At 46.0% G+C, this 26,132-nt stretch carries 22 protein-coding genes; 9 read left to right on the forward strand and 13 right to left on the reverse strand.

The window, feature by feature from the left end; all coding sequences use genetic code 11:
- Positions 1-45: 45 nt before the first annotated feature.
- The gene (locus tag HN980_03390; protein MBT6928522.1) at positions 46-1,356 is read right to left on the reverse strand and encodes a tetratricopeptide repeat protein; all 1,311 of its coding nucleotides are present in this window, start codon (positions 1,354-1,356) and stop codon (positions 46-48) included.
- 93 nt (positions 1,357-1,449) lie between these two features.
- Positions 1,450-2,355 (reverse strand): phosphatidylserine decarboxylase, encoded by a 906-nt coding sequence (gene psd, locus HN980_03395; protein ID MBT6928523.1) that lies wholly within the window; start codon positions 2,353-2,355, stop codon positions 1,450-1,452.
- A gap of 71 nt (positions 2,356-2,426) precedes the next feature.
- Here psd and mnmE point away from each other — a divergent pair, with 71 nt between their 5' ends.
- From mnmE to HN980_03410, 3 genes are all read left to right on the forward strand, one after another.
- Positions 2,427-3,803: a tRNA uridine-5-carboxymethylaminomethyl(34) synthesis GTPase MnmE gene (gene mnmE / locus HN980_03400; GenBank protein ID MBT6928524.1), complete on the forward strand. Its 1,377-nt coding sequence runs from the start codon at positions 2,427-2,429 to the stop codon at positions 3,801-3,803.
- Positions 3,804-3,807: 4 nt separating this feature from the next.
- A complete protein-coding gene (nth, locus tag HN980_03405; protein ID MBT6928525.1) occupies positions 3,808-4,431 on the forward strand; it encodes an endonuclease III in 624 nt (207 codons plus the stop codon).
- 272 nt (positions 4,432-4,703) lie between these two features.
- Positions 4,704-5,891 (forward strand): ATP-binding protein, encoded by a 1,188-nt coding sequence (locus tag HN980_03410; protein ID MBT6928526.1) that lies wholly within the window; start codon positions 4,704-4,706, stop codon positions 5,889-5,891.
- A gap of 211 nt (positions 5,892-6,102) precedes the next feature.
- Here HN980_03410 and ruvA read toward each other — a convergent pair whose 3' ends face one another.
- The 3 genes from ruvA to HN980_03425 form a co-directional block, all read right to left on the reverse strand.
- Positions 6,103-6,705, reverse strand: a complete 603-nt coding sequence (ruvA, locus tag HN980_03415) for a Holliday junction branch migration protein RuvA (protein MBT6928527.1) — start codon at positions 6,703-6,705, stop codon at positions 6,103-6,105.
- Positions 6,706-6,724: 19 nt separating this feature from the next.
- Positions 6,725-7,222 carry a crossover junction endodeoxyribonuclease RuvC gene (ruvC, locus tag HN980_03420; protein MBT6928528.1) on the reverse strand — a complete coding sequence of 166 codons (498 nt, stop codon included), beginning with the start codon at positions 7,220-7,222 and terminating at the stop codon, positions 6,725-6,727.
- Positions 7,223-7,615: 393 nt separating this feature from the next.
- The gene (locus tag HN980_03425) at positions 7,616-10,480 is read right to left on the reverse strand and encodes a hypothetical protein (GenBank protein ID MBT6928529.1); all 2,865 of its coding nucleotides are present in this window, start codon (positions 10,478-10,480) and stop codon (positions 7,616-7,618) included.
- Between the two features lie 336 nt (positions 10,481-10,816).
- Between HN980_03425 and waaF the strand changes: the two genes are divergently transcribed.
- The gene (waaF, locus tag HN980_03430; GenBank protein MBT6928530.1) at positions 10,817-13,066 is read left to right on the forward strand and encodes a lipopolysaccharide heptosyltransferase II; all 2,250 of its coding nucleotides are present in this window, start codon (positions 10,817-10,819) and stop codon (positions 13,064-13,066) included.
- Positions 13,066-14,568 (forward strand): NAD(P)H-hydrate dehydratase, encoded by a 1,503-nt coding sequence (locus HN980_03435; GenBank protein ID MBT6928531.1) that lies wholly within the window; start codon positions 13,066-13,068, stop codon positions 14,566-14,568. Before waaF ends, HN980_03435 begins: the two co-directional genes overlap by 1 nt.
- Positions 14,569-15,045: 477 nt before the next feature.
- Here HN980_03435 and HN980_03440 read toward each other — a convergent pair whose 3' ends face one another.
- The 6 genes from HN980_03440 to galE form a co-directional block, all read right to left on the reverse strand.
- Positions 15,046-15,684, reverse strand: a complete 639-nt coding sequence (locus tag HN980_03440) for a hypothetical protein (protein ID MBT6928532.1) — start codon at positions 15,682-15,684, stop codon at positions 15,046-15,048.
- Positions 15,671-15,982 (reverse strand): GIY-YIG nuclease family protein, encoded by a 312-nt coding sequence (locus HN980_03445; GenBank protein MBT6928533.1) that lies wholly within the window; start codon positions 15,980-15,982, stop codon positions 15,671-15,673. Before HN980_03445 ends, HN980_03440 begins: the two co-directional genes overlap by 14 nt.
- Positions 15,983-16,084: 102 nt before the next feature.
- Positions 16,085-17,152 carry a BMP family ABC transporter substrate-binding protein gene (locus tag HN980_03450; protein ID MBT6928534.1) on the reverse strand — a complete coding sequence of 356 codons (1,068 nt, stop codon included), beginning with the start codon at positions 17,150-17,152 and terminating at the stop codon, positions 16,085-16,087.
- A 71-nt stretch (positions 17,153-17,223) separates the two neighbouring features.
- Positions 17,224-17,586: a hypothetical protein gene (locus tag HN980_03455; protein MBT6928535.1), complete on the reverse strand. Its 363-nt coding sequence runs from the start codon at positions 17,584-17,586 to the stop codon at positions 17,224-17,226.
- A 71-nt stretch (positions 17,587-17,657) separates the two neighbouring features.
- Entirely contained in the window at positions 17,658-18,623 is a 966-nt protein-coding gene (locus HN980_03460) for an NAD-dependent epimerase/dehydratase family protein (GenBank protein MBT6928536.1), read from the reverse strand.
- The gene (galE, locus tag HN980_03465; protein MBT6928537.1) at positions 18,605-19,567 is read right to left on the reverse strand and encodes a UDP-glucose 4-epimerase GalE; all 963 of its coding nucleotides are present in this window, start codon (positions 19,565-19,567) and stop codon (positions 18,605-18,607) included. The genes HN980_03460 and galE overlap by 19 nt, the downstream gene beginning before the upstream one ends.
- A gap of 135 nt (positions 19,568-19,702) precedes the next feature.
- Here galE and HN980_03470 point away from each other — a divergent pair, with 135 nt between their 5' ends.
- The 3 genes from HN980_03470 to HN980_03480 are packed head-to-tail and all read left to right on the forward strand — an operon-like array spanning position 19,703 to position 23,244.
- A complete protein-coding gene (locus HN980_03470) occupies positions 19,703-20,647 on the forward strand; it encodes a glycosyltransferase family 2 protein (GenBank protein MBT6928538.1) in 945 nt (314 codons plus the stop codon).
- Positions 20,648-20,650: 3 nt separating this feature from the next.
- Positions 20,651-21,607, forward strand: a complete 957-nt coding sequence (locus HN980_03475) for a GDP-mannose 4,6-dehydratase (GenBank protein MBT6928539.1) — start codon at positions 20,651-20,653, stop codon at positions 21,605-21,607.
- A gap of 2 nt (positions 21,608-21,609) precedes the next feature.
- Positions 21,610-23,244 carry an ABC transporter permease gene (locus tag HN980_03480; GenBank protein ID MBT6928540.1) on the forward strand — a complete coding sequence of 545 codons (1,635 nt, stop codon included), beginning with the start codon at positions 21,610-21,612 and terminating at the stop codon, positions 23,242-23,244.
- 475 nt (positions 23,245-23,719) lie between these two features.
- Here the strand turns inward: HN980_03480 and HN980_03485 are convergent, their stop codons facing one another.
- Positions 23,720-25,138 (reverse strand): inorganic phosphate transporter, encoded by a 1,419-nt coding sequence (locus tag HN980_03485; protein ID MBT6928541.1) that lies wholly within the window; start codon positions 25,136-25,138, stop codon positions 23,720-23,722.
- Between the two features lie 19 nt (positions 25,139-25,157).
- Complete coding sequence (locus HN980_03490; GenBank protein MBT6928542.1) at positions 25,158-25,835, reverse strand: TIGR00153 family protein; 678 nt, start codon at positions 25,833-25,835, stop codon at positions 25,158-25,160.
- Positions 25,836-25,917: 82 nt separating this feature from the next.
- On the opposite strand from HN980_03490, the gene HN980_03495 reads away from it, so the two are divergent.
- On the forward strand, positions 25,918-26,132 hold a 215-nt coding region (locus tag HN980_03495), incomplete at its 3' end, for an ATP-binding cassette domain-containing protein (GenBank protein MBT6928543.1).

The raw sequence follows: 26,132 nt of genomic DNA on the forward strand, positions 1-26,132 counted from the left end.
TCAGTTATAAGTATTTAATGCTCCGAACTCCGAACTCTGAACTTATTATGCGACAAGAACCTTGCTGATATGGTCTTCGGTGAGAGGGAGCTTCTTACGTAGGATGCGCATAGCTTGCTGGCGACGGCGGCGTGTGTCTTTGTCTTGGGCATAAGAAGATAGACACTCTTGTATATGGTGGGCTTTGGTGAAATTTCCTGCACGAGCTTCACAGGCACTAAGGATCTCCCAAGATAGGGGACTGGAGTTTAACATCACAGCTTGGTGTGCCATAGCAAGGCCGTCGTCATCGGAAAGCGAGGAGCTTAACCCTACACCATAAAGCCACGCCAGAGAAAGATATCCGGAAACATGGCGGGGGAAAGCGTCGGCGAGCTTGAGATATACTCCCTCGGCGTCTTCCCATAGACGATGCTGCTCAAGGCAATACCCCAGGAAAGCAAGAAGCTGTGGAGAGCGCACGCCCTTCTTCAAGGCCGCCTGTAGATACAGCCTCCCATGGTCGTATTGTTGCGTCATGACAGAACATATCCCCGCCTGGTGGAGGATATTTGCGTCGCCGAGGTTCCACGCCTCGACACTGCGATATAAGATTAGAGCTTTGTTAAAGAAGCCTTTCGCCTCGAAACATTCACCAAGGCCTAAAACAGCATCGGTGGCGGAGTCGTCGAGACGTACTATCTCAGAAAAACAGCGCTCGGCATCGTCCCAATGCCTAAGGCTCTTGTGACAGAAACCTATGCGATATAAAACATGATGATTGCTCCAGCCACACTCTTGAGAGCGAAGATATAAGACGAGAGCTTTGTCGTAACCCCGCCACGAAAAATGACAGTCGCCGGCAAGGGCAAGAAGCCTGCCGTTTCGGGATGTTTCAGTGATGTTCTTGAGGACGTCCCACGCCTCGAAGGGCTTGTCGTTATGGAAAAGCGCCGAAGCGAGGTCAAAGAAATCATCTTCATTACGAAGAAGAGGAGCACGGGAATTTAGAGCTTTTAAGGCTTCGTCATAGTTTCCAGACTCCATAAGAACACGGGCGCGCTCTTGGAGAAGTGAAGGATGTGAAGGGTGATTAATAAGAGCTTTATCGAGGAAAGAAAGGGCTTTTTCCCACTGTTTTGTGCCACGAAGAACTTGCGAATAAAAAAGAGAGGTTTTAAACCCTCCTTTTTCTACGGCGACAAGAGGGGAAAGAACGGCGTCGGCAGCGTCCCAGTCGCGTAGAGCAACAAGACGTTCTGCGTTTTCTAGGGCATCACTGATCGCATGGCTTGCTCTATGACGGTAAAGCAGCCAAAAGCGGAGCGAAAAAAGCCCCGAAACAATGGCGAAGAAAACTACTATAAAATAAACCAACGTAATAGCACCTTAAATTGGTATTATCCGCATTTAAATAATAAATACCATCTTTCACCATTTATTCGCCAGGTTAAAGTGAATATTTTATGCTTATTTATGCTTTCCTAGCCTTTGTCCCATAAGACCACGAACTTCGAGTCCCTGCTCCGAGGATTTGACAAGGTCTTCATCGAAGACAATAGTATCGGGTTTGAAGAGAAGTATTATAGTAGAGGCGCCGAAGGAGAAGAACCCTTTCTCGTCGCCTTTTTTTGCAGACACGTTACATTCGTATGTCTGTGTTATCGATCCGACATTAGTGGCGCCGACCTCGAGGTAAAGTACAGTATCAAAAGTTTCGGTATTCAAAGCGCAAACAGTACGCTTATTTTCCATGAAGATATCGGCGTTCTTCTTAAAGGCCACTGGGTTAACAGAATACAACCACCCGTTGATGAGGTGCGAAGGGCCGGGGATGCAGTCGCAAGGGAAATGAAACCTATGATAATCAGCAGGACACAGCCTTGCGATAACCATACTTCCGGCAGCATAGTCTTTGGCAAGCTCTTCGTTTTTTAGAAGCTTAGAAAGGTCGAGAGAATGGCCTTTGACGAAGAATTCTTCGGCGACATCAAGATGCTGGTATACGGTATACCGCGCATCGGCAGGGAGCATAGCGACGTCATCGCCGACGGTAATAGGGCGCGCTTCTTTTGTTAGCTTCCTGCTGAAAAAGTCGTCGAAAGACACAAAACTGTCAATATCATCGGCGAACTCCTTAACATCGATGTCGAAGCCCTCAACAAAAGGGCGTATCTTCTTCGTAGTGCGATGCCTTCGCTGCAGCCATCCATATAGTGCAGAGAATATCGGCGTCTTCGAGATGAAGAGGGCAATAGCGCCGAAGATCTTATTGAGGAGGCCGCTACCATAAGGTATCGTTATCCACATAGCCCCCAGGACTTTTTCTGTTTTCTTTGCGCCGCTCTTCCTGTCGAGATAATTTACTTCTTTCATAAGACTCTTGAAATTTAAGGGGTTATCATATATCATCAAAGAATATTTTTATAAAAAACAACTATACCATAATGGACTTTGTTCATCAAACACCTAAAGAAGGCGATACTATCGCCGCCATCGCTACACCACCAGGATCTGGCGGCGTCGCTATCATAAGGATATCAGGGCCTAACGCCCTCGACCTTGCAGACAGGTTTTTTTCTGGGAAAGTAAAAAGCTACACCACCCACACAGCACACTATGGCAAAGTCCTTGGCGCCGACGGCGAAGTCATCGACGATGCCCTTCTTCTCGTTATGCTCGGAGAAAAATCATACACCGGCGAAGATACCGTAGAAGTCCACTGCCACGGCGGCAGCCTGATAGCACGCGCAGTCCTCGAGACCTTCATCACCGGCGGCGCGCGGATGGCACAGCCCGGAGAGTTTACCTTTAGAGCATTCATGAGCGGAAAGCTCGACCTCGCACAAGCAGAAGCGGTGCAAGAGCTCATCGCCGCACAAAGCTCCTACGCACTAAACGCCGCAGGAAGTCAGCTGCAAGGAGCTCTCTCGAAAAAAATACAAGGCTTCCAACATGACCTCACCGATATCGCAGCGATACTAGAAGCATGGGTGGACTTCCCTGAAGAAGACCTAGAATTCGCCCCACGAGAAGAGCTTTGCGAGAAGCTCAGCGACGCCGAAGACTCAATAAAAAGACTCCTAGACACCTTCCATGACGGTAAAGTCGCCCACGACGGCATAACGATGTGTCTAGTAGGAGCTCCTAACGTCGGTAAATCTTCGATAATGAACGTGCTCCTAGGAAAAGACCGCGCTATAGTGACGCATATCCCAGGAACGACGCGCGACGTCTTAGAAGACAACATAAAACTTAACGACCTGCACTTCCGACTTCTCGATACCGCAGGGATACGTGATGACGCAGAACTAATAGAACGCGAAGGGATACGTAAAACCCATGAAGCAATACAAGAAGCTGACCTTATACTCTTCGTCCTAGATGTGACAAAAGGGATAGAAGCCTTCGAAGCGAAGATGCTAGCAGAACTCCCGCACAATAGAACGATATGCGTCTGGAATAAAAAAGATATGCCCCACGAAGCCCTCGAAAGCATCAACATCGCCGCTACAGTAGAAGTCTCGGCACTGCAAAACAAAGGCTTCGACGATCTTAAAAATGCTATCGACAAAATCGTATGGGATAAAGGCCCTCCATCGAAAGAAGAAGTCCTCGTGACAAGTACCAGACATAAAGAAGCCCTAGCACATGCTCTAGAGGCAGCATCACGCGTTCGCGAAGGTCTAACTACCGACGTGTCTCCAGAATTTCTCGCTAGCGATATGCGAGAATGCCTTAACGCACTAGGGTCGATAATCGGCACAAACATCACCGAAGATATCCTCACAACAATATTCTCGAAGTTCTGCGTAGGGAAATAACCAAATGAACTCAAAAGCACGAAAGATCACGCAAATCCTCGACGAACTATATCCACATCCAGAAATACCACTGCACCATACCACCCCATACACACTACTGATAGCCGTACTCCTCTCAGCACAGTGCACAGACAAACGTGTAAACAGCATAACACCAGAACTATTCGCCCTCGCCAATAACCCACAAGACATGGCACGCCTCGGCATCGCCACAATACAGAAAATAATACACACATGCGGACTAGCACCAACAAAAGCCCGCGCAATACACGCCCTATCAAAGATCCTTATAGAAAAACACAACGGCATCGTACCCGACAACTTCAAAGACCTAGAAGCCCTCCCAGGCGTAGGACATAAGACCGCCTCAGTAGTGATGGCACAAGCATTCGGTCACGACGCATTCCCCGTAGACACACACATACATCGCTGCGCAAAAAGATGGGAATTAACCTCAGGGAAAAGCATCGCCCAAACAGAAAAAGACCTAAAAGCCATCTTCCCCAAAAAAAGCTGGTCAAAGATCCACTTGCAAATCATCTACTACGCACGCCAATACTGCACCGCCCGCAACCACAACACCACAACATGCCCCATCTGTCAAGTGTCAAGGGCTCCGCGCCCTTGACAATCCGCGACAAGGGGTCTAGACCCCTTGTATCCCCGCGGCAAAGCAAAGGAGCGATGGCGAAACGCCATAGCGCCTTTGCTTTGCCTTTGCCGTCATCACCATCGAAACGATGGCGATGAGGTTTTTCTACGCATTAGTAGAGGCAAATAAATATTTTACTCAATACATTGAGTAATTTTACTCAATACATTGAGTAAAATGGTTGACTTCTCCGAGGCGCTGTGTTAATATTATAAATATATTGAAAAGAGTGCTTTTTGGAGGGCGCCATGAAGAAAAGATCTATATACAAGCATCTTATTAATAGGGTGAGAGAGCCTCGTCGATTTATTCAGGTGCTTTTGGGCCCTAGGCAGGTGGGGAAAACCACTTTAGCCTTGCAGGTTTCAAAAACTTTACGTAGGCCGATTCATTATATTTCTGCTGATCTTGTGACTTTACAAGATTTAGTTTGGCTAGAACAGCAGTGGGAAGTTGCGAGAACAAAGGTGAAAAAAGAAAAAGGGGCTGTATTAATCATTGACGAAGTGCAGAAAATTCCTCATTGGTCTGACATGATAAAGTCTTTGTGGGATCAAGATAGTCGTAATGGGGTTAATTTACATGTTATCATTCTTGGTTCATCGCCATGGTTAGTGCAAAAAGGACTTACAGAGAGCCTGGCGGGGCGTTTTGAGGTTATTCCTGTTACTCATTGGTCTTATGCAGAGATGCAGAAACATTTCGGTTGGTCGTTGGAGCAGTATATTTATTTTGGAGGATATCCTGGTGCGGCACCTCTTGTAGATGTCAAAGATCAGTCGCGATGGAGTCATTATATCAATGATTCGTTAATTGAAACGACGATTTCTCGTGATATCTTGCTTATGAAGCAGGTGAATAAGCCAGCATTATTAAGAAGACTATTTCAGCTTGGCTGTAATTATTCTGGGCAGATTTTATCGTATAATAAGATGATAGGACAACTACAAGATGCAGGGAATTCGACGACATTAGCACATTATCTTGATTTATTGTCGGGTGCCGGCTTGTTGGAAGGCTTACAGAAATATGCACAACAAAATGTTAGACGGCGTGGATCGAGTCCGAAATTTTCGGTGTTCAATACAGCGTTGATGTCAGCACAATCGGCTAAAACATTCGATGAGGCTCGCTCAGATCATGAATATTGGGGTAGGCTTGTTGAGTCATCTATTGGTGCTCATATTTTGAACTCCATCAGGGGAACACAGATAGAGGTATTCTATTGGCGAGAAGGCGATAAAGAGGTGGATTTTGTTTTGAAGAAAGGGGATAGGATTACAGCAATTGAGGTGAAGTCGGGGACAAAAAAAATGAAAGAATCGGGCATGGATAAATTTGTAAGTGCGTTTCGTCCCGACTGCGTTCTTCTTGTAGGAAATAATGGAATACCCGTGCAGGATTTTCTTAGTTCACCGATTTCTGATTTTATCTAGATAGCGGTAGATCCATGCCTTACCAGATCATTATGCTAGAACAGTATGTTGCTGACCTATTTATCATCATCATCGCGTAGCGATGGTGATGACGGCAGAGACAAAGCAAAGAGTGAAGGCAGTTTCTGCCTTTGCTCTTTGCTTTGTCGTGGGGATGCAAGGGGTCTGGACCCCTTGCCGCGGGTGGCGGGGCGCGGAGCACCGCCATTAGTTAGATGTGTTTTAGTGAGGTTGTGATGAGTTCTAGTAGTGGGAGGGTGTCGTTGGTGGTTCCTGAGAGGGTTTTGTTTATGGCTTTTTCTACGGATTTTTTGTTATAGCCGAGGTTTGTGAGGGCGCTTATGGCGTCTTCGATATCTTTTGATTGTGGGGTGGCTTTTGTTGTGGAGAAGCGTGTGCAGATGTTGTTGATGGAGGAGAATTTGTCACGGATGTCTATTACGAGGCGTTCTGCGGTCTTTTTCCCTATGCCTGGGGTTTTTGCTATGAGGGCAGTGTCGTTGGTATTTATTGCGGTGTGTAGTGCTTCGGCGTCGAGGCTGCTTATTAGGGCGAGAGCCATCTTTGGTCCTATCCCTGATACTGTTAGGAGGAGGTTAAAGATATCGCGCTCTTGTGTCGTCAGGAAGCCGTATAGTGCTTGGAAGTTCTCGCGTATTATGAAGGAGGTATGCAGGGTAATATCAGCTTCTGTTGCGGGCATTTTTCCGTAGTCGCTGGCGCTTATGAATATTTTATATCCTATACCGTTGACGTCTATTATTGCGTGTGTGGGGTATAGCTCGAAGAGCTCACCTTTTACGAAATCTATCATTTATTTAGCCTCTGAAGTTTTACATTTCATATTTTTCATGCCAGTTATTATGTGCGGCGTTGCTATGGCATATTGCCAGTGCCAGGGCGTCGGCGGCATCTTCTGGCGGTTCTTTTGCTAGTTTTAGAAGGACTTTAATCATGTTTTGCACTTGATGTTTTTTTGCGTTGCCTTGTCCTACTGCGGCGAGTTTTACTTTAGAGGGTGTATATTCGAATACGGGGATGCCTCGCAGTGTCGCTGCTAGTATTGCCATGCCTCGTGCCATCCCGAGTTTTATTGCGCTTTGCGGGTTTTTACCGACGTATTGCGTTTCGACGACGAGGGCGGTGGGGTTGTGTTTATCTAGGAGGACGCATATTGCGTCGAAGATTATTCGGTATCGTTGTGAAAGTTTATCTTTTCTTGGTGGGCGTATACATCCGTAGTCGATGACGTTATGCGAGCGAGGGTTTGTGGCATCGATGATGCCATATCCTGTTACTACTGTTCCTGGATCTATTCCGATGATAATCACGGTTAAACCCGTGGTTGCGATCTATCTTTTCTTTAGCGCCATAGAGTTAGGTAAGATGGCTCAGTGCACGACAAGCGGATAGTTGTAACTATTCGCGAGGAGTAAAATGAGCCAGATTGCCTGACACTATGGATGCTATAGGAAATAGATCTGTTTTTAAAGCCCTGACAAGAAATTTTAACTACGTAAAGATAAATATCTTAAGCCATCGCTACTTCTTATTATTTTTATTTGCTCGTTTGCCTTTATCTTGCTTCACCATATCTCTTTTTGCAGCAGCGCATCTACTTTGCTTCTATCCTCGCGAATGTTTTAACATTCGCTCGTCTTTCATCTTCGTATCTGTACCACTGCAAAAATTCTATGGTAAAGGATAGGTCGCAATCACGGGTTTTAAAACAGGTTTTCTTTATGTTTTCCATCTTGCTGTGTATCTTCGCCGAAGATTTCCTGCTGCACTCGTGGCGGCGATGTCTCTATGGTGTCGGTGGCGATGCCGCCGTCGAAGGCATTCTGGAAGTTTTGTTGTTGCGGCTGCTGTTGCTGCTGTAGCTGCTGCTGAGGGACTCCCAGGGCATTTTTTATGTTGGAGAAAACGCCTTTAAGCTGCTGGTATTCGCCTTGTACCTGTTCTAGTTCTTTCATCCGTCGTGTGTTGCGCTCGTATTTCTCGTTGAGGGAGGAGTATTGTTCTTCGTGATGTTTGACTTTTTCTTCGGCAGTTTTGACGCTTTCTTTTACGAAGGCATGCATTCTTTCTTCATTGGCGGTAAGGATTTTTATCTTGTCTTGCTGCTGTGTTAGCGTCGTGGTATATTCTGTGGCGCGGTTTTGAAGCTGCATAGAATAAACTTTCTGCTTCTCAACGTAGTCTTGGAGCATGGTATTCTCTTTGACTTTCTTGGCCATGTGGTGTTGCGCTTGCTTGATATACAGGTCTTTGTCGTAGACTTTCTTCTGTAGGACGCCGATGGTGTTTTCTAGCTTTTCTTGGTCATCGAGAATCTCTTCGATGTCAGTGGCTTTCTTCTGTAGCTCTTCGTCTTTAGTTTTCACGACGTTTTCTGTTTCGTGGATTTTTCCTTCTAATGATGTTTTCTCGTCGAGGGCTTCTTGTAGGCTCATCGTCGCTGCAAGGAATTTCTCTGAGAGCTCGGTGTGTTTTCCTTCGAGGGAGGATTTTTCTTCTGCGATGACGCTGCTATTTTCTAGGGCTTTTTGATATATGGTGATCTCTTCCGAGAACCTTGTCACTACGGCATTGTGAGAGTCTTTTTGTACTGACATCTCTCTTTCTTTGTCGCGCAGCTCTTGTTTTATTATGTCTAGCTGTCCGACTGTTTCGTGGAGGTCTTCGATATCTTTTTCTAGGGACCTTCGTTCTTCTGCTGCTGCGGAGACTTTTGCGTTGAGACGCTCGTTTTCGTTTGAAATCGCGTCGTATCGGTCGTGGAGGTTCGACAGCTGATGTTTGTTCTCTGCGACGGCATTGTCGGCGGCTTTTAGAGCTTGCTCCAGCTGTTCCGTATGCTGCCTAGAGCTGTCGTTGTCGCCGGAAGACTCTTTTATACGATCTTCTAGCGTTGCTATTGTTGCCGTGAGGGTTTTATTTTCGGTGCGTAGCTCATAATAGCGTTCTTCTAGGGAGGCTTTCTCTTCGACGATGGCGTCGTAGCGCTTCTCGATGTCGAAGGCTTTCTCCTGCCCGCGCGATAGCGCTGCTTTTATGGTATTAAGGTCGCAGGAAAGCTCTTCGAGGCGAAGGCTTTTCTCGAGAAGGCTTTCTTCGGCCTTATTTTTGTCTTCGACAGAGAAGCTCTCTGTTGTCATCGTAGGTTTTGCGTCGCCGAAAGTCTGGGCGATGAGGTTTTTCTCTGTGGTGACAGTCTCGATGTTTTTCTCTAGGGAGGCGATATGCTTTTCTGCGCTGAAGAGCTTTTCTTTCGTCGTCGTCAGAGCCTCTTCTAGGGTAGCGGACCGGTCTTTTAGACCAGAAAGCGAGCCTTGGAGGCCTTCGTAGTCGTCTTGTGCTGAAGACGCTTCGTTTAGGACGAAAAGCTTCTCTTCTTCGAGGGCAAGGCGTGCTTTTTGTTCTTCGCCGAGGAGGACTTCGAGCTCATGGCGACGCATCTCTGACTCTCTATAGCGCTTCTCAAGGTCGTCGACTCCTATGGTGAAATCCTTGTCGTAGCGCGAGGCGTCGAAGAGTAAAGACGTCTTCTTCTGGTGTTCTTCTTTCTTTGCGGCGAGCTTCGTTAAAGACGTTTCTAGGGAAGAGATCTTACGGCGTGCGCTTTCTAGGGCTTTTTGTGAGGTGGCGAGTTTCCCTTCATCGGAAGCCTCTTCGGCGAGGATTTCGTTGAGACGAGAAGTTTTTCCTCGTAGCGCTTCGTTTTCGATGGAGGTATTGGTGAGCTTCTCTTTGATGACTTCGTCTTCATGTCGTAGCTTTTTGATGATATGCTTGGCGGCATGGAGGTTCTCTTCGAAGGCAGAAAGCTGCTCTTTTAGGGAGGAATTTTTTTCTTCGAGGTGGAGTATGACGTCGGAATTTTTCCGTTCGGAGGTCTTACTTTTTTTTAGCAATGCCTGTGTTTTTTCTACTACTCCGTAGAAATTGTTGTGTTCTTCTTGTAGCGTAGAATGTTTTTTCTCTAGAGAAGAGTATTTCTCTACTAGGGATTTAGAAGCATGCTGTAAGGCCTGGAACTTATCTTTTTTCTCCTGCAGGTCTGTTTCTTTTATCGCTAGGGAGATGCGAGCCTTTTCGAGGTCTTTCTCGAGGATATGTATTGCCGTGTCTTTCTTGGCGTCGTCGATACGCCCGGCTTTAAGCTTACGTATTGTGGCGTGAGCTTTCTGACATAACGCTGTGAGCTCGTCGTTCTCTGTGGAACTTTCTTTCGCGAAGATTTCTAGGCTATGGATTTTGTCTTTAAGAGCAGAGATGATAGCATCATCATGCGATACCCTAGGAGCTTCACGACGGACGGAAGTGCTACGCGCCTTCTCTTCGAAGTGTCGGTCACGGAGAGAGGTAAGCAGTTTCTTAAGCTTAGCCTTGTCAGTGGTGAGGTTGTTATGGGGATCACGACGATGAAGATCGCGAAGCTTTTCTTTGAGGACAGAAAACTTCTCTTCGAGCTCGGGGTCTCCGAGGTCGACAGACGCTATGCCATCGTTGTCATCGTGCTCTTCAATAAGAAGATCTTGTAGGATCTTTTTATAATCTTTATTCTTTGATAATGTTGAATTCAATGGTAGACTCCATGCCAATACTTGACTTGTATATAAAATCAATAGTACTCTTATAGTCGATGAGGTTTAAAAAGTGAAAGATAATTATTACCCATGATTGCGACTTATCCTTTGCCATAGGGTTTATATAGCGGATAGTTATGGCGTTTAGCGGATAGAAACTACCTATCCGCTATAAAAAGTATGGTGAAGCTAAATAATAGCAAATGGGCAAATAAAAATAATAAGAAATAGTAAGGGCATATTCATTGATCATTGTTTAATGATCATTGTTCAATGAAAAAATGAGCCATCTCACCTAACTCTATGGCGCTAAAGGAAAGATAGGTCACAATCATGGGTTATAGCAACATAAAGAATATCGTCGTTCGCATGCCGAACTGGCTTGGCGACATCATCATGGCAACGCCGGTGCTAGAGGATCTGCGAGAGAGGTTCCCCGAGGCCAATATCGTCGCTATGTGCCAGAGCAATGGCGCTGCAATACTCGAAGGTAACCCCTTCATCGATGAGATCTTCGCATATCAACGCCCCAAGACAAATAGCGAGAAAACGGCGATAATAGAGAAAATCCGCGATGGAAATTATGACCTAGGTGTCCTTACGACGAACTCCTTCTCGTCAGCATGGTGGTTTTTGCGTGGTAAGGTGAAGCAGAGGATAGGGTATACCGGAAATCTTAGGGGGTTCCTGCTTACTACGGCGATACCTTTCCCCAAAGAAAGAGAATGCCAGCACCTTGTCGATACATACAAAAACATCCTAACGCCCTTAGGAACAAAGATTTCTAAAAGCACCACGCAATGCTATGTCAGCGATGAAGAGCGTCGCCATGCAAATATAACCCTAGAAGATCTTGGTGTCCCTACCGATGCTACCATCATCGGTATCAACGCAAGCGCAGCTTTTGGTACGGCGAAGTGTTGGCTTCCCGAGCGTTTTGCCGGCCTAACACAGCGCCTCCTCGAAGACATTAACGTTCACGTACTATATTTCGGCGATGCTAGCGGGACATCGCTTATCGAGGGGATATGTTCGAATTTCACAGAAAGAGTGTATTCTATGGCGGGGAAGACATCATTACGATCGTTTATATCCCTCGTCGCGGCATGTAACGTCTTCATCACCAATGACAGCGGCCCTATGCATATCGCCGCGGCACTTAAGACGCCGCTAGTAGCAATCTTCGGCTCTACAAACGATACCACCACAGGCCCATATCAGTGGGGTACTGTTATCCACAACCGCGTGTCGTGTTCGCCGTGCTACAAAAGGGAGTGCCCTACGGACTTCCGATGTATGAGAAGTATAAGCGTCGAAGATGTATATCGCGAGACGAAGAAAGTCTTACACAACGAAGACCGCCTATCTCGTCTTGATGAACAGAAAAAGCTCCTTCTTGAAGACAAGCCAGAGACACCAAAGGTTACGCCCTATGGAAAGTGTGACGTTGTCGATATGTCGATACGTAATAGCGACGCTGTAGCCGCCGGCACTGTTGGATGCGTCATCATCGCCGGTGGAGAGGGGACACGCCTTGGGGTACAAGGACCTAAAGGGGCATTCCCAACGTCTGTGATAGAAAACAAAAGCCTTTTTCAGATGTTCGCCGAGAAGGTTGTCGCCGCAGGGAAACAAGGCGATAGAAACCTTCCTCTGGCGATAATGACTTCTTCGAAAAACCACGACGCTACGGTATCGTTCTTTGAGGAACATAATTTTTTCGGGCTTAATAGTGACGACGTTTCCTTCTTCAAACAGGGGACGCTGCCATACCTCGACGACGAAGGTAATGTTTTCTTCGAAGAAAAAGATGTCATCGCCGAAGGCCCTGATGGTAACGGCACCACGCTCAAGAATTTCTATGACTCTGGACTATGGCGACAGTGGTACGACAACGGGATACGATATCTTAACATCGTCCTTGTTGATAACCCGCTTGCTATGCCTTACGACCCGCGTCTTGTAGAATATCATATCAATAAAGGCGGTGACGTCACAGTACAATGCATAGAAAAAAAAGAGCCTCAAGAAAAACTCGGCGTCATGGCACGTAACGGCGACGATACCGTCGTCGTAGAATATACCGAGCTTTCCGAAGACGAAAAAACAGCGACAAATACCTCCGGCGAGCTCCTTTATGGGTTGGGGCACATAGGAATATATTGTCTTAACATGGACTTTGTCGAGAAGGTAGCGACACATAAAACCCCTATGCCTCTACACCTTGCATATAAGAATGTTAAAAAAATCGACGGCGATACCATGGCATGGAAATTCGAAGCGTTTATCTTCGACATCCTTCAGTACGCAGAAAATGTTAACGTCGTACTTTATCCACGCGATAAATGCTTCGCGCCGCTTAAGAATAAAGACGGCGATGACAGCATAAAAACTGTTCATGAAGCATTACAGCATTATGACTCTGCAGCATTTAAAGAGCTCTTCGGCAGAGAAACAACGGTGCCGACAGAACTTTCGCAGGAGTTCCACTACCCGACACAACGCCTTATCGACGCATGCCGAGAAAGCGACGTCGCCGGAGGGTATATCGAGGAAAGAAGTATAATATCGAGGGAAAAATAATGAAAATTATCACAGCACAAGAGATGGGACGCATAGAAAAAATGGCGTATGATGATGGCGCCAAAGAAAAAACGTTCATGAAAAATGCAGGGACTGGCGTAGCACAAGAAGTGCAGCAGTATGTCTTCGACGGACATCTTAAGAAAAACGTTACGATAGTATGTGGTAAGGGCAACAACGCTGGCGATGCATATGTCGCAGCGATAATTTTTAAACGCAAAAAATATGCCGTGAAAGTCTTACAGCTTTTCCCCATAGAAGAATGCTCGCCGCTACTGAAAGAAAATTATCACGGTTTTATCAAAGAAAAAGGTCATGTTACCTTCGTCGAAGATGTCAGCGATATTACCTTCGACGATGAAACCGTCATTATCGACGGCATCCTCGGAACGGGCTTCCACGGCAACGTCGAAGGCTTCCTCGATGCAGTAATAACAAAGATCAACAACTCAAAACTTCCCGTCATCGCCATCGATATGCCTTCAGGATTAAATGGCACGACAGGAGAAGCCGGCGATACTGCAATACGCGCCACCAAGACGATATCCCTAGGACTTCCCAAAACAGGGTTTTTCATCAGCAACGGATGGGACTGCGTCGGAAAACTACAACACGTTGACTTCGGCCTAGAACAAAAATATATCGAAGAAGCCGACAGCACACTATCGATGCTTGTCGAAGATGATATGAAGCCCCTTATGCCAGAAATTATACCATCACGAAACAAATACCAGGCAGGGTATGTCGTAGGGATAGCAGGGTCGCCAGGGATGGCAGGGGCCGCGATGCTCGCCGGAGAAGCTTCACTACGCGGAGGTGCAGGGATAACGCGCGTCTTCCACCCAAAAGGCATGGAAGCCGAGATGGCAGAAGCACCATACGAGCTGATAACACAAAGCTACACAAACAATGACATAAACACTGTCGCAGAAGCCCTTAACAAAGCCTCTGCAGTGTTCGTAGGGCCAGGAATAGGAAAACAGCCCGCAACGAAAGAGTTCTTAAAAGAAATTATCCGCGAAATAAAAAAGCCGTGCGTCTTCGATGCCGATGCCCTTAATATCATCGCAGAAGATAACACTATACAAATACCAAAAGGCGCAATACTGACCCCACACGTCGGTGAGATGTGTAGGCTCCTCGGAAAAGAAAATACCAAAACCATCGACGAAGACTTCCTAGAACAATGCCAGAAATATAGCGACGACAAAAACATCACAGTAATACTAAAAGGTGGACCGACATTCATATTCCACCCCGAAACAACGCCCGTCGTCAATACCTTCGGAGACCCGGGAATGGCCACTGCCGGCAGCGGCGACGCCCTCACAGGCCTTGTAGCAGCACTGCTAGCACAAAAACTAAAACCATACGACGCCGCACGACTAGCAGTATACCTCCACTCCTACGCAGGAGAATGCGCAGCACAAGACCTTACATCATACTGCATGACAGCCTCAGACATAATAGAATACTTCCCCGAAGCCTTCAGCATAGCGTAATGGCGGAGCTCCGTACCCTTTTTTGTAGCGCATAGGAATAGCGTATAGCGTATAGATTTTACTTATCCGTTAAACGTTATAACTATCCGCTATAAAAAAACGAGGGTGATGAAAAAACACAGCTATAATCTATTTAACTGATGTTACGCGAAAATTCTTGTTAGAGAGAGAAAAAGATAAAACTCTTTATATTGTGGGTGTTGCGCAAGGTAAGTGATAGGCATAAAGATAATATAAAAATCCGGAATATAATACCACGGAGCCACGGAGTTCACGGAGTAGGAGGAAAAGAAGATGGGGAATTGGCTATGGGTTTCACCCCTAGAACCCCGAGGGTTTTTTAAAAAAGTTCATAGACCAAAAATGGGGGTTCGGGGGTGTCCCCTGACAATATTTTTTTCTCTTTGAAGCTTCTCTCCGTGTCCTCCGTGCCTCCGTGGTAGGAAATCTTATTTCGAAATTCCTTCATAATAGTGCTTATTCCGCAAGTTCAGCTAATACACTCTTCAAATCATTGTCATATTCCGTTTCCGACATTTCAGCCCAACTACGACCATCTTCGTCATAATTAATAGAGCCATCAAGAGATTCTGTGAAGCCTGGTTCTTCAGGCACATGAATATTCACAATAGAATCATTAAAAATTCTGTCAAAATAAAGTATTGCTATTGTGGTTGCTTTAGTTGATTTTTCTGCTGAACGCATTTTGCTAAAAATCAAGTTGGCTAGAGTGCTTATACTTCTGATTGGAATTTCTTCTTGTGCATATTCGTAAAACAAAGCTGCAGCGGTAGATAGAAAAGCCTTTCGGGCTTTGTTGGCACCGTCTTCTAGTGTCGGCAAATAACCTTGTTTAATAGGTAAATTTAGGTCTTCAGAAACCTCTAGTTCTTTTTCTAAATTGATGTATGTTACGCGACTGTCATGGAAGTTGGTTATTCGCATATCAGAAAGCACTTCAAAGTAAAGCGCGGAGATGAACGATATTCTTTCATCTGAGACTGTGCAAGAATTAAAGTGTACTTTGATTGCTTCACAGGCCGGATCTATGATTGAATCGTCTACTGAACCGTGTTCAATTGCACGTTTTAAGGGCACAAAATCAAATGGAATCATTTTCAGTTTTTCCTTCTTTAAAGACATCATTGCCACTAAATGTACGGTGGCAAATAAGCCTGTTTTTTTCTTGTTTACTCATTTTTTTAATCTCAAGTTCTCGTTTGGTGGCCTGAGACCGGTTTTTATGCTTTTCCTGAAAAACAACCTTTTTAGGAGCGTCAGAACGGAAAAATTTTGCTCCTTTAGAACCAAAGTGTTCCTGGAAACGTCTACTTATGTCTGTAGTTATTCCTGTATATAGCCGACCCAAAACAGTTTCGATAATATATACGGTCCATTCATTTTCTTCACTCATAAATAAACGCCTTTTATGTTGTGAAAAATCCTATTCCTGTCTCCGAACTCCGAACTCCGAACCCTGAACTCCGAACTACGCAGCATAGCTGCGTTTGCTGCATTATTCCAGCGGATCAATATAACCGTCGATGATGCCTTTGATGATATTTTCCGTTGTCCTTTCCGTCTCTTCGGAAGGTCCGACCATCTCGTTGAAAACAGTTTTGATGCCACCGTTTCTGTAGTTTAGGATATAACGCTTCTCACCAAAAGCACCTTCCCTCGTAAGAGATATCATATCGTTGAGAATAGCATCCCAGGAATATACCTGCGAAGCAATGACGTTGTTTGGAGAGATTGCGCTATTGTCGATTTCAGCGCCAAGCCAGAAAATGTCATTGGACTCTGCAACATAAAGAGCCCCTAACGCCTGCGGAGATATCCCAGAAAGTACCTGCGCGCCGCTGAGGAGCAGCATGCTGGCAGGCTCTGCAGAATAGTCAGGATACCACGGCGACTGTATATAGTTGGCAGTAAAGCTGCTGCCTGGAGATGCAGAGAGAAGGCCATTGTATAAGCCTCGAGAATACCTGTCGTTATAAAGAGAAATATCGTCTTCGGTGGTGATAAGACCCAAAGAAGCAAAGTCAAAAGAAAGGCCCGCGATGATGCCATTGACATATCCCGCCTCTTCAGAAGCTACAGAGTAGAAGAAAATGTTGTCGAAGGAAAGAAAGTCGTCGCCATCATCGAAATATGGTACCGCAAAGCGTGTGTCAGGGAAATCGGTAGAGATGCTGAGAATAGCTTCTTTGTATATATCACTATGAGCGATGACAAGGTCGTAGCCCTTTTCGGCATATTTTGCGATGACCCTCTTCGCAGTCTCAAGGTTTAATACCTTCTCAACAACAGAAAATTTGTCGATAGAAGAACTCTTGCCGCTATATCGTATGCGACGCAATGGCGCATATATCGACTGACTCCACGAATCGTCATCCCTCCTAGAAGGAAGAACAAGGGCGACCTTGAATTCTTCGGTGTCCTGAGGACGTACGACTTCTACAGCATCAGCAGAAGATTTTTTGCTCTTGCCTTTAACATCACTCCACGGCCACGAGAAACTCGACAGCGTAATAACAAGAGCGATAAGAACAAACGAGAGAGATAGCGAAAAATACCTTTTCATTGCAACACTTCCATACTAGATAACATAATAACATACTACGAAAGAAAAGATATTTAGTAAAGAACGCTTCTTTATTTACGCACAGCTTTTTTCTTCTTGGGAGCTGCTTTACGTACAGGACGCTTAGCAATAAGCTTGGGATCTTGAAGGCGTAAGAAAAAAAGACGGTAGAAAATACGTAAAAAACGTCGAGGAGCATTGATGATTTTGTTGTGGCGAGAAAAGAAATCTTTGGTGAAAGGCGTAACAGTACTATTCCATAACACGTGAAGAGGCTTGGGATCGGAAGATTCTGTGTCTTCATGATTTTCAACCTTAAGGGGAGGAGCATCAGCATGACGAGACATGCTGTCACGGACTTCAGTAAGACCGCCGGCAGGAGGACGCTGAGGTTGCTGACCTTGTGGTCCTGATGGATATTGTCGTGGCTGCATAGTTTAACTCTCTTACTATAAAGGTAATAAAAACATAATAGAAAGGATTTTAACAGTAAATAATCTTATTGTCAACCATAATATCCTTTATACCAGTCAACAAACTTCGCAACGCCATCTTCTAGTGAAATCTTGGGCTCGAAGCCCAAAAGTTCAGTGCTATGCTCAATATCGGCGTACGTTCGGAGTACGTCACCATCCTGCATAGGCATATAATTTTTCTTCGCAGGGATATCTAGGCTTTTTTCTATTATAGCGATAAAATCTTCGAGCTTTTCAGGCTTATTATTTCCGAGGTTGAAAACCTCACATCCTGCGCCGAGGTCTATAGCAGCGGCGACACCATTAACGATGTCGTCGACATATGTGAAGTCTCGACTTAGTTTCCCGTTGTTATATACGTCGATAGGTGTCCCTTCCAAGATCTTCTTTACGAAAAGAAAACATGCCATATCGGGACGTCCCCACGGACCATATACCGTAAAAAAACGCAGCCCCGTTACAGGAATCCCAAAAAGATGATGATATGCGTGGGCCATCAATTCGTTAGATTTTTTTGTCGCGCCATAGAGGCTTACCGGGGTTTCGGTGACATCATCGACAGAAAACGGAACCTTTTCATTGAGGCCATATATCGACGACGATGATGCATAGATGAAAGGTATAGAGCTTCTTTCTCGCAGAACCTCCATCATAGTGACGAAACCTTCGATGTTCGACGTTATATACGCTTGAGGGTTTTCTAAAGAATAACGTACCCCTGCCTGCGCGGCGAGGTGTAAGACGTGGGTGATGGCGTTGTCATCAATGACAGAGGCTACAGACTTGCCGTCGCAGATATCGCCTTCGATGACAGTGATGCCTTCATCTTCCAAAACCTTTGCCCTGTCACGCTTTAAAGTCGGGTCGTAGTAGTCGTTGAAATTGTCGTATCCGACAACGAAATCGCCACGGTTTTTATGGTGTCGTGCACAGTGGAAGCCTATAAAACCTGCGGCTCCTGTTACTAATATACGTTTCATAGCGTCGCCTTCCATTGGTGGAGGATTATAGACTCAAGGTCAGGGAATTCGGGCTTCCAGCCCAGCTCTTTCTGCGCCTTCTTGGCAGAAGCAACAAGGACGTCAGGATCTCCAGCACGGCGCTCGCCTTCGATGACGGTGAAGTTTACTCCAGTGACTTTCTTGGCAGTATCGATGACGTCGCTGACACTATAGCCGTCGCCATTGCCGAGGTTGTACTGTGATGATGTGGCATCATCGACGAGAAGCTTCTCAAGGGCGGAAATGTGTGCAGAGGCAAGGTCGTGGATGTGTATGTAGTCGCGGACACACGTTCCGTCGATAGTGTCGTAGTCGGTGCCGAAGATCGTGACAGGAGACTCCTTTTCGATGGCATTGAGTATGACGGGAATAATGTTAGTGCTATTAATATTATAGTTTTTATGCTCGCCAGAAGGGTCGCCGCCAGCAGCGTTGAAATATCGTAAACAACACGATTTCATACCATAGGCGATGTCATAGTCACCGAGGATCTTTTCTATCATAAGCTTTGTTCTGCCATAAGGATTGATAGGAAGGACGCGGTGTTCTTCGTCGATGAGATCTTTTTCTGGAGAACCGAATATCGCTGCAGATGACGAGAATAAGAAACGTTTCACACCATAGTCGACCATAGTGTCAAGAAGAGCCAAGGTATTGACGACATTGTTGTGGTAGTATTTCCCTGGGTCTTTGACAGACTCCCCAACAGCGGTATGCGCCGCGAAATGCATGACGGCGTCGATGTCATTGTCTTCGAAAACCTTCTTCAGCGTAGCAGTGTCGCCGAGATCTCCGACGATAAGAGTACCAACATTGACGGCGTCTTTGTTGCCAGTACTAAGGTTGTCAAGGACGATAGTTTCAAAACCTTTCTTGTTCATCATAAGGTTGACGTACGAGCCGATATATCCAGCACCACCGACGATTAAAATAGCCATAATTATGCCCCTCTCATATTTAAGATCTCTAAGATTGTGGCTTAAAACGTCACAAATGTCAATGTTAGAGCTTGCATCGCAGAAGAACTATTGGTATTCTAGCAAGATATTCTTACTAAAAACCTGGGGCTTACCATGAAATTATCGATATTCGTACCAATATACAACGAAGAAGACAACATTCCCTTGTTGTATAAATCATTGCATGACGTCCTTGAAAACCTCGAGCATGACTACGAAGTTATCCTTGTCAACGACGGCTCTTCCGACAACAGCAAAGCGCTTCTCGATGAGCTCGCCGAAAAGGACAAGCACATCAAAGTTATACACTTCCGCCGCAACTACGGGCAGACGGCAGCGATGATGGCGGGAATTGACTACGCCACCGGTGACGTCCTTATCCCTATGGACGGCGATCTACAAAACGACCCCGCTGACATACCAAAACTTCTCGCTAAGCTCGACGAAGGATATGACGTCGTCTCAGGATGGAGAAAAAATCGTAAAGATAACGGTATCATGCGTATATTGCCGAGCAGGATAGCAAACTGGCTGGTATCGAAGATATCTGGAGTGAAACTTCATGATACAGGATGCTCGCTTAAAGCATACCGACGTGATGTCATCAAAGGCGTAAAATTATATGGCGAGATGCACAGATTCATACCAATATACGCCACATTGGAAGGCGCTAAGGTCGCAGAGGTCGTCGTCAACCACAGACCTCGTATCCATGGCGTCTCGGAATATGGCATAGAAAGAACCTTCAAAGTTATCCTCGACCTTATCGTCGTGAACTTCTTAGCGAAATATTCGCAGAAACCAATATACGTCTTCGGGGGTGGCGGGCTGGTGAGCTTTGGGCTTTCTTTCATCTCGTTTGTAGGGATGCTTTTCTATAAATTTGGACTTGGAGTGTCTTTCAGCAGAACACCATTGCCTATAGTGACGGTAGCTTTTGGTCTTATGGGCTTCATGGCGATATTTATAGGGATACTTTCGGAGATCCTCATGAGGACATATTACGAGTCGCAGAATAAATCAGTATATACCGTCGACGAACACCACAATGTGGAGTAAACAATGAAAAAAGCACTAGTTTGTGGCGTCAGCGGACAAGACGGCGCATATCTCTCCAAGCTGCTCCTATCAAAAGGATACGATGTCATCGGGACGTCACGCGATGCTACGACGTCGACATTTGCAGGCCTAAAAAAAGTTGGTGTATATGATGATATCGAGAAAGTGTCTATGGCGATAAGCGATTTCCGTAGCGTAGCCTCTGTCTTGAAAAAATATCGCCCCGATGAGATATATAACTTGGCAGGACAAAGCTCAGTAGGGCTTTCGTTCGAACAGCCCGTAGAGACGATAGACAGCATAGTAACAGGGACGCTGAATATCCTAGAAGCTATACGTTTCGAAGAGCGCGACATAAAGTTCTATAATGCCGGGTCTAGCGAATGTTTCGGCGATATAGGCGACACCCCCGCCGATGAAAACACACCATTCAAACCACGAAGTCCATACGCCCTAGCAAAAGCGTCGGCATATAACCTCATATCAGTATATCGCGAAGCATATGGATTATTCGCATGTACAGGGATACTCTTTAACCACGAGTCACCACTACGCTATGAGCGCTTTGTAACACAGAAAATAGTAAAAGCAGCAGCACGTATCGCTGCAGGATCGAAAGAAAAACTTAAACTCGGAAATATCGATATCTATAGAGACTGGGGATGGGCGCCGGAATATGCAGAAGCAATATGGCTCATACTACAACAACAAAAACCTCAAGACTTCGTCGTCGCCACAGGGAAAACAATATCGTTGACGGAGTTTGTAGAAAAAGCCTTCGCATACTTTAACCTCGACTGGAAAGAACATGTTGATGTTGATGAAAGCAGCTTAAGACCACTAGATATCCATATGGGAAAAGCAAACCCCAAAAAAGCTGAAGAAATATTAGGATGGAAAGCGACATCGGATGTCGACGATGTTGTACGTATGATGTGCGACGATGCAAAACAAGGCTGACGATGAAAAAAACTCACGCATATTCATATTGGAAGATAGTATGGCAGCAGTTTAAGAAGAATAAAATCGGCTGCGCCGCCCTTGTTATTATAGCGATTTTCGTTATATGTGGTATATACGCCCCTATTCTTGCGTCGAGCAAACCAATCTTCCTTGTATATGATGGTGAAATATATTTCCCCTTGTTTCGACATCTTTTCTATCGAGGGTTCTTCACAAAACGCCTAGACATTTTCTTCAACATAATGATGTTCGCAACACCAGTGATGGTGGTGACGATGCTATCCTTACGGCGAGGACGTAAAGCCGCTATGGTAACGATATTATCAGCAGTGATAGCGCTTTTTCTATATCTTAGCTTCGCTACACCAAAAGACCCCGCCAAAGACGCGGCTCTCAGCGCAGCAAGACAGCATATCATCCAAGAACAACTTATCGTCTCTGACAGAGACCCTCTCCTCGAGCCCTTTCCTATATATGAAGACTGGGACTTCAACCTCCAGCATATGAACGAATATGCCAAGATTAATATGTTGATACGCTACCGTCTTCGGAAAGAACAACATCATCGCCTTCAAAAATATTACGATGGCAATAACTCCGACGGATTTGTTATTCAGACGCTATGGCAGGTGGCGAAAGAAAATGACGAGAATCAGATAAAACGCCTAGAAGCAAAACTGCAAGGAAAAGAAGGCGTATACGTTAAAGCTTTTATGCAGATGCCGTTCCTCGCCGAAGAATATCAGAAGAAGCCTACAGAACGTAAACGCAAACGCCTAGAGAAAATACGTATCATCGTCGGAGAATACGAGAGCACTATAGCGAAGATATCTTTCATCAAAGATCGTAGGAAATGGCTAGAATGCGAGAATGCAAAAATTTTGCACTTAACAATGCCATTGCTAAAGAACTTCCACTGGGAAGACGACGCCGGCGGTGAGCAAGCGATAAATTCCATAGTGAAATGGTGGGACCTTACACGTATCAACCGTAAAGATCTCGTCGCAGGACTTATCTTCGGAATAAGGATATCGCTAGTAGTAGGACTCCTCGCCGTCGCTGCACAGCTTTCGATAGGGATACCAATAGGCTCTATGGCAGGATACTACGGCGGCAAGACGGACATTCTCGTCAACAGGATGCTGGAGATCTGGGAGGCGATGCCGACGTTCTTCATGCTGCTAATGGTCGTCGCTATTGTACAGAGCAAATCGATATTCCTTGTGATATCGGTGTTAGGAATATTCGGATGGACAGGATACAGCAGGTTCATCAGAGGGGAATTCTTAAAGCAGCGAAGCCTGCCTTATGTCGATGCATGTCACGCCATGGGCTTCGGCGACAGGCGTATCGTCTTTTCGCATATCCTCCCCAATGCAATACCACCAATACTCACGATAATACCTTTCTCGATAATGGCTGCGATAACAAGCGAAGCAGGACTTTCGTTTATCGGCCTTGGAGAAGAAGGGTCGTGCTCATGGGGTGTCCTCATGGACGAAGGGCGTTCTGCCTTCCCCGGCGAAAGCTACCTACTGTGGCCGCCGGCATTGATGCTCACCACGCTTCTTATCGCCATCGCCCTTGTCGGTGACGCCTTCCGCGACGCTCTCGACCCAAAAATGCGAAAATAATTTTTTCACCACAGAGTTCCTCAGGGCGACCTGTCGCCCCTGCAATAAAAAATAACAAGCCCCAATTTTTTCACCACAGAGCCACAGAGCACACAGAGAGCGCCCACTGCGCAGAGCGCGCGCAGTGGGCGCACAGCTGTCGCCGTTGTCGAGAATTGCACTTTTTTCTTTGTTTTTATTATAGCAAACGTTACAACACAATTCAGTTCTTGCGACAACGGCGAGAGGGGGCACTGCCGTGTCCGGGTTTATTCATTGTTCATTGAACAATTATCATTGAGCATTGTTAAGAATGAGTTCGGAATTCGGAGCTTTTTCGGTGATCAATGCTCAATGTTCAATGTCCAATGTTCAATGAAAAAGGGGGTCTGGGGGATTCCCCCAGCCATGTTTTTTCCTCTCTGTGTTCTCTGTGGCTCTGTGGTAGAAATTCCTACTCCTAACTCCGAACTCCGAACTATGCAGCGTAGAGGCATTATCCAAATATCGCTTTAAGGATATAGAAGAAAACTATCGTCAAGGCTGCTCCAGCGGGGATGGTGATGAACCATGAGAGAACGATGTCGCGGATGGTCCCCATGTTTAGGGCGCTCATACCGCGGGCGATGCCGACGCCGAAGATCGCACCGACGAGGATATGTGTCGTCGATACAGGAAGTCCGAAGCTCGAAGCCAGGACTATCGTCGTAGAAGCCCCGATCTCCGCAGCAAAGCCCCGCGAAGGGGTAAGTTCTGTGATCTTCTTCCCTATAGTCTCTATGACACGCCAGCCCCACGTCCCTAAACCGAAAATTATTCCGCAGCCACCGAGGACGAGGATCCAGGCAGGGATCTCGGTAGCGCCGACGACGAAGCCGTTGGAAAGGACAGAAACACACGCAGCAAGAGGGCCTATGGCATTGGCGACGTCATTGGCGCCATGGGCGAACGCCATAAAACATGCAGTTATGAGCTGTAACGATGCGAAGATCTTCTCGACAGGAGCGAAATGCGCATGCTCTCCGATATTTTTATCGTGGTAGTCAATGTGCTCTTTTAGAGCCTTGGCCTCGTCGACGACAAGAGATACCTGGTAGTTAAGATCTCCCTTAGACGCTATTTGCATACGTTGAAGGTGCTTCAAAGCTTTCCTCAGAGCAGTAACAGCTACAGGGCTTTGGTATGGGAGATCGCTGCTGTCAGGAGCTTTTATCCTACGTATCAAGAAGCCGATGACTATGCTTCCTATCAATCCAATAGAAAGGGCTAAAGCCGCCGTCTCTAAAAACGAAAGGTCTAGGTTGACATTCTTAAGCCCACGGAAAAGTAGTATCGACGAAAGCATCGTAAGCATGCAGAAGACAATATACGGTATCGTCTTCTTGGCAGCATTGAGAGGATGAGGGGAATAGAAGATTTTCTTACGTATCGATACGAAAGCGATATATGATATAGTCCCGCCCATTAGCGGCGAAATCACCCAGCTAATAACTATCGATGCTACCTTGTTCCAATGTATGCCATTGACACCACCGATGACGAGGCCGAAGCCAACAAGAGCTCCTACGATAGAATGCGTCGTCGAGACAGGCCACCCCTTATACGAAGCAAGCTGAAGCCATACCCCAGCAGCGAGCAAAGCACCGATCATTCCGAAGACGAGAAGCATAGGATCGTCGACGAAAAGGTCCATCTTGACGATGCCTTTCTGTACAGTCTCAGAGACGTTAGACCCGAAGAAAAATGCGCCACAAAATTCTAATGACGCCGCGATGATGACAGCACGCTTTAACGTCAAAGCACCAGAACCTACGGCAGTGCCGATAGCATTGGCAGCATCATTGGCGCCGAGACTCCATGACATATATAAGCCACTTAATAAAGCAATTATAAAAAGAAGAGTTACGTTGTCCATTGGTTTCTGTGCCCTGTAATTATGATATGTCGAGCATAGTACGAACTTTATAGGCGAGCTTCTCGGAGATGTTCGAGATCCCAGAGATCTCACCAAAAAGATGCTGCCACAAAGAGAATATCGGCGGTGTCATGTCATCGCCGATGTCAAAGATAAGCTGGAGAAGAGTCCTCTGAAGGACGTCGGCTTCGTGCTCTTTAAGAGCAACTTCGTCAACGAGACGCTTGACCTTCTCCGCTTCAACACCGCCAAACGACGACTGCAGAAGGACGTCGATCTCTTCGACGATAAGACGTGCCGTATCGAAAGAATCGATGTTTTTGTCCAAGAACTTCTGGAAGGTCTCTAGAAAATCTCCTGAAGGCATGGTAAGCTGTCGATAGGTGAGAAGGACGCCGATGTTCTCGGCTTTGTCGGCAATACTATCTTGCATAGTAAGAACCTCGAGGACGGCACCACGATCTACAGGTAAGAACATCCTCTTAGGAAGGTGGTTCCTGATGTCTTGCTTGGCGATGTCAGCAAGATGCTCGAGCTTCGATGTCTTCTTGACAAGGACGTCGATGGTAGCAAAATCGCCGTCGACAAGAGCTTCGAACATCTTAGGGACTTCCTTGACGCAGTCGTTGACTTTGTTCATATGTGTCTGAAGGAAGGTGAACGGTGACCTGCTGAAAAGACTTAATATGGTACGCATAAAATTTTCTCTAATGTGTATGATTTAAAAATTAAAACCATTATATTAACGAGAGAACAATTTTGTATACAAGGGAAGATATATGGCCGTTGATACTACGGTACTTAGAGTCGAGAATCTCACGACGCTACTGCAAACTTCTGCAGGGGACGTCGCCGTCGTCGATGGCATAACTTTCGATCTAAAAAAAGGTACGACGCTTGCCATCGTCGGGGAGTCGGGGTGTGGGAAGTCGATGACCGCGCTTTCGATAATGCGTATCTTACCAAAACCTCCAGCCCTAGAACCTACTGGAGC

The organism is Waddliaceae bacterium, assembly GCA_018694295.1.
Classification (GTDB): domain Bacteria; phylum Chlamydiota; class Chlamydiia; order Chlamydiales; family JABHNK01; genus JABHNK01.

Excerpts from the sequence above, each read along its gene's own strand:
- nth (MBT6928525.1), top strand. The coding sequence starts at position 3,808 with ATGAACTCAAAAGCACGAAAGATCACGCAAATCCTCGACGAACTATAT.
- HN980_03485 (MBT6928541.1), bottom strand. The coding sequence starts at position 25,138 with ATGGACAACGTAACTCTTCTTTTTATAATTGCTTTATTAAGTGGCTTA.
- waaF (MBT6928530.1), top strand. The coding sequence starts at position 10,817 with ATGGGTTATAGCAACATAAAGAATATCGTCGTTCGCATGCCGAACTGG.
- HN980_03460 (MBT6928536.1), bottom strand. The coding sequence starts at position 18,623 with ATGGAAGGCGACGCTATGAAACGTATATTAGTAACAGGAGCCGCAGGT.
- HN980_03490 (MBT6928542.1), bottom strand. The coding sequence starts at position 25,835 with ATGCGTACCATATTAAGTCTTTTCAGCAGGTCACCGTTCACCTTCCTT.
- mnmE (MBT6928524.1), top strand. The coding sequence starts at position 2,427 with ATGGACTTTGTTCATCAAACACCTAAAGAAGGCGATACTATCGCCGCC.
- HN980_03445 (MBT6928533.1), bottom strand. The coding sequence starts at position 15,982 with ATGAGTGAAGAAAATGAATGGACCGTATATATTATCGAAACTGTTTTG.
- HN980_03450 (MBT6928534.1), bottom strand. The coding sequence starts at position 17,152 with ATGAAAAGGTATTTTTCGCTATCTCTCTCGTTTGTTCTTATCGCTCTT.
- psd (MBT6928523.1), bottom strand. The coding sequence starts at position 2,355 with ATGAAAGAAGTAAATTATCTCGACAGGAAGAGCGGCGCAAAGAAAACA.
- HN980_03440 (MBT6928532.1), bottom strand. The coding sequence starts at position 15,684 with ATGATTCCATTTGATTTTGTGCCCTTAAAACGTGCAATTGAACACGGT.
- ruvA (MBT6928527.1), bottom strand. The coding sequence starts at position 6,705 with ATGATAGATTTCGTAAAAGGTGAGCTCTTCGAGCTATACCCCACACAC.
- HN980_03480 (MBT6928540.1), top strand. The coding sequence starts at position 21,610 with ATGAAAAAAACTCACGCATATTCATATTGGAAGATAGTATGGCAGCAG.
- HN980_03470 (MBT6928538.1), top strand. The coding sequence starts at position 19,703 with ATGAAATTATCGATATTCGTACCAATATACAACGAAGAAGACAACATT.
- HN980_03435 (MBT6928531.1), top strand. The coding sequence starts at position 13,066 with ATGAAAATTATCACAGCACAAGAGATGGGACGCATAGAAAAAATGGCG.
- HN980_03410 (MBT6928526.1), top strand. The coding sequence starts at position 4,704 with ATGAAGAAAAGATCTATATACAAGCATCTTATTAATAGGGTGAGAGAG.
- HN980_03455 (MBT6928535.1), bottom strand. The coding sequence starts at position 17,586 with ATGCAGCCACGACAATATCCATCAGGACCACAAGGTCAGCAACCTCAG.
- HN980_03475 (MBT6928539.1), top strand. The coding sequence starts at position 20,651 with ATGAAAAAAGCACTAGTTTGTGGCGTCAGCGGACAAGACGGCGCATAT.
- galE (MBT6928537.1), bottom strand. The coding sequence starts at position 19,567 with ATGGCTATTTTAATCGTCGGTGGTGCTGGATATATCGGCTCGTACGTC.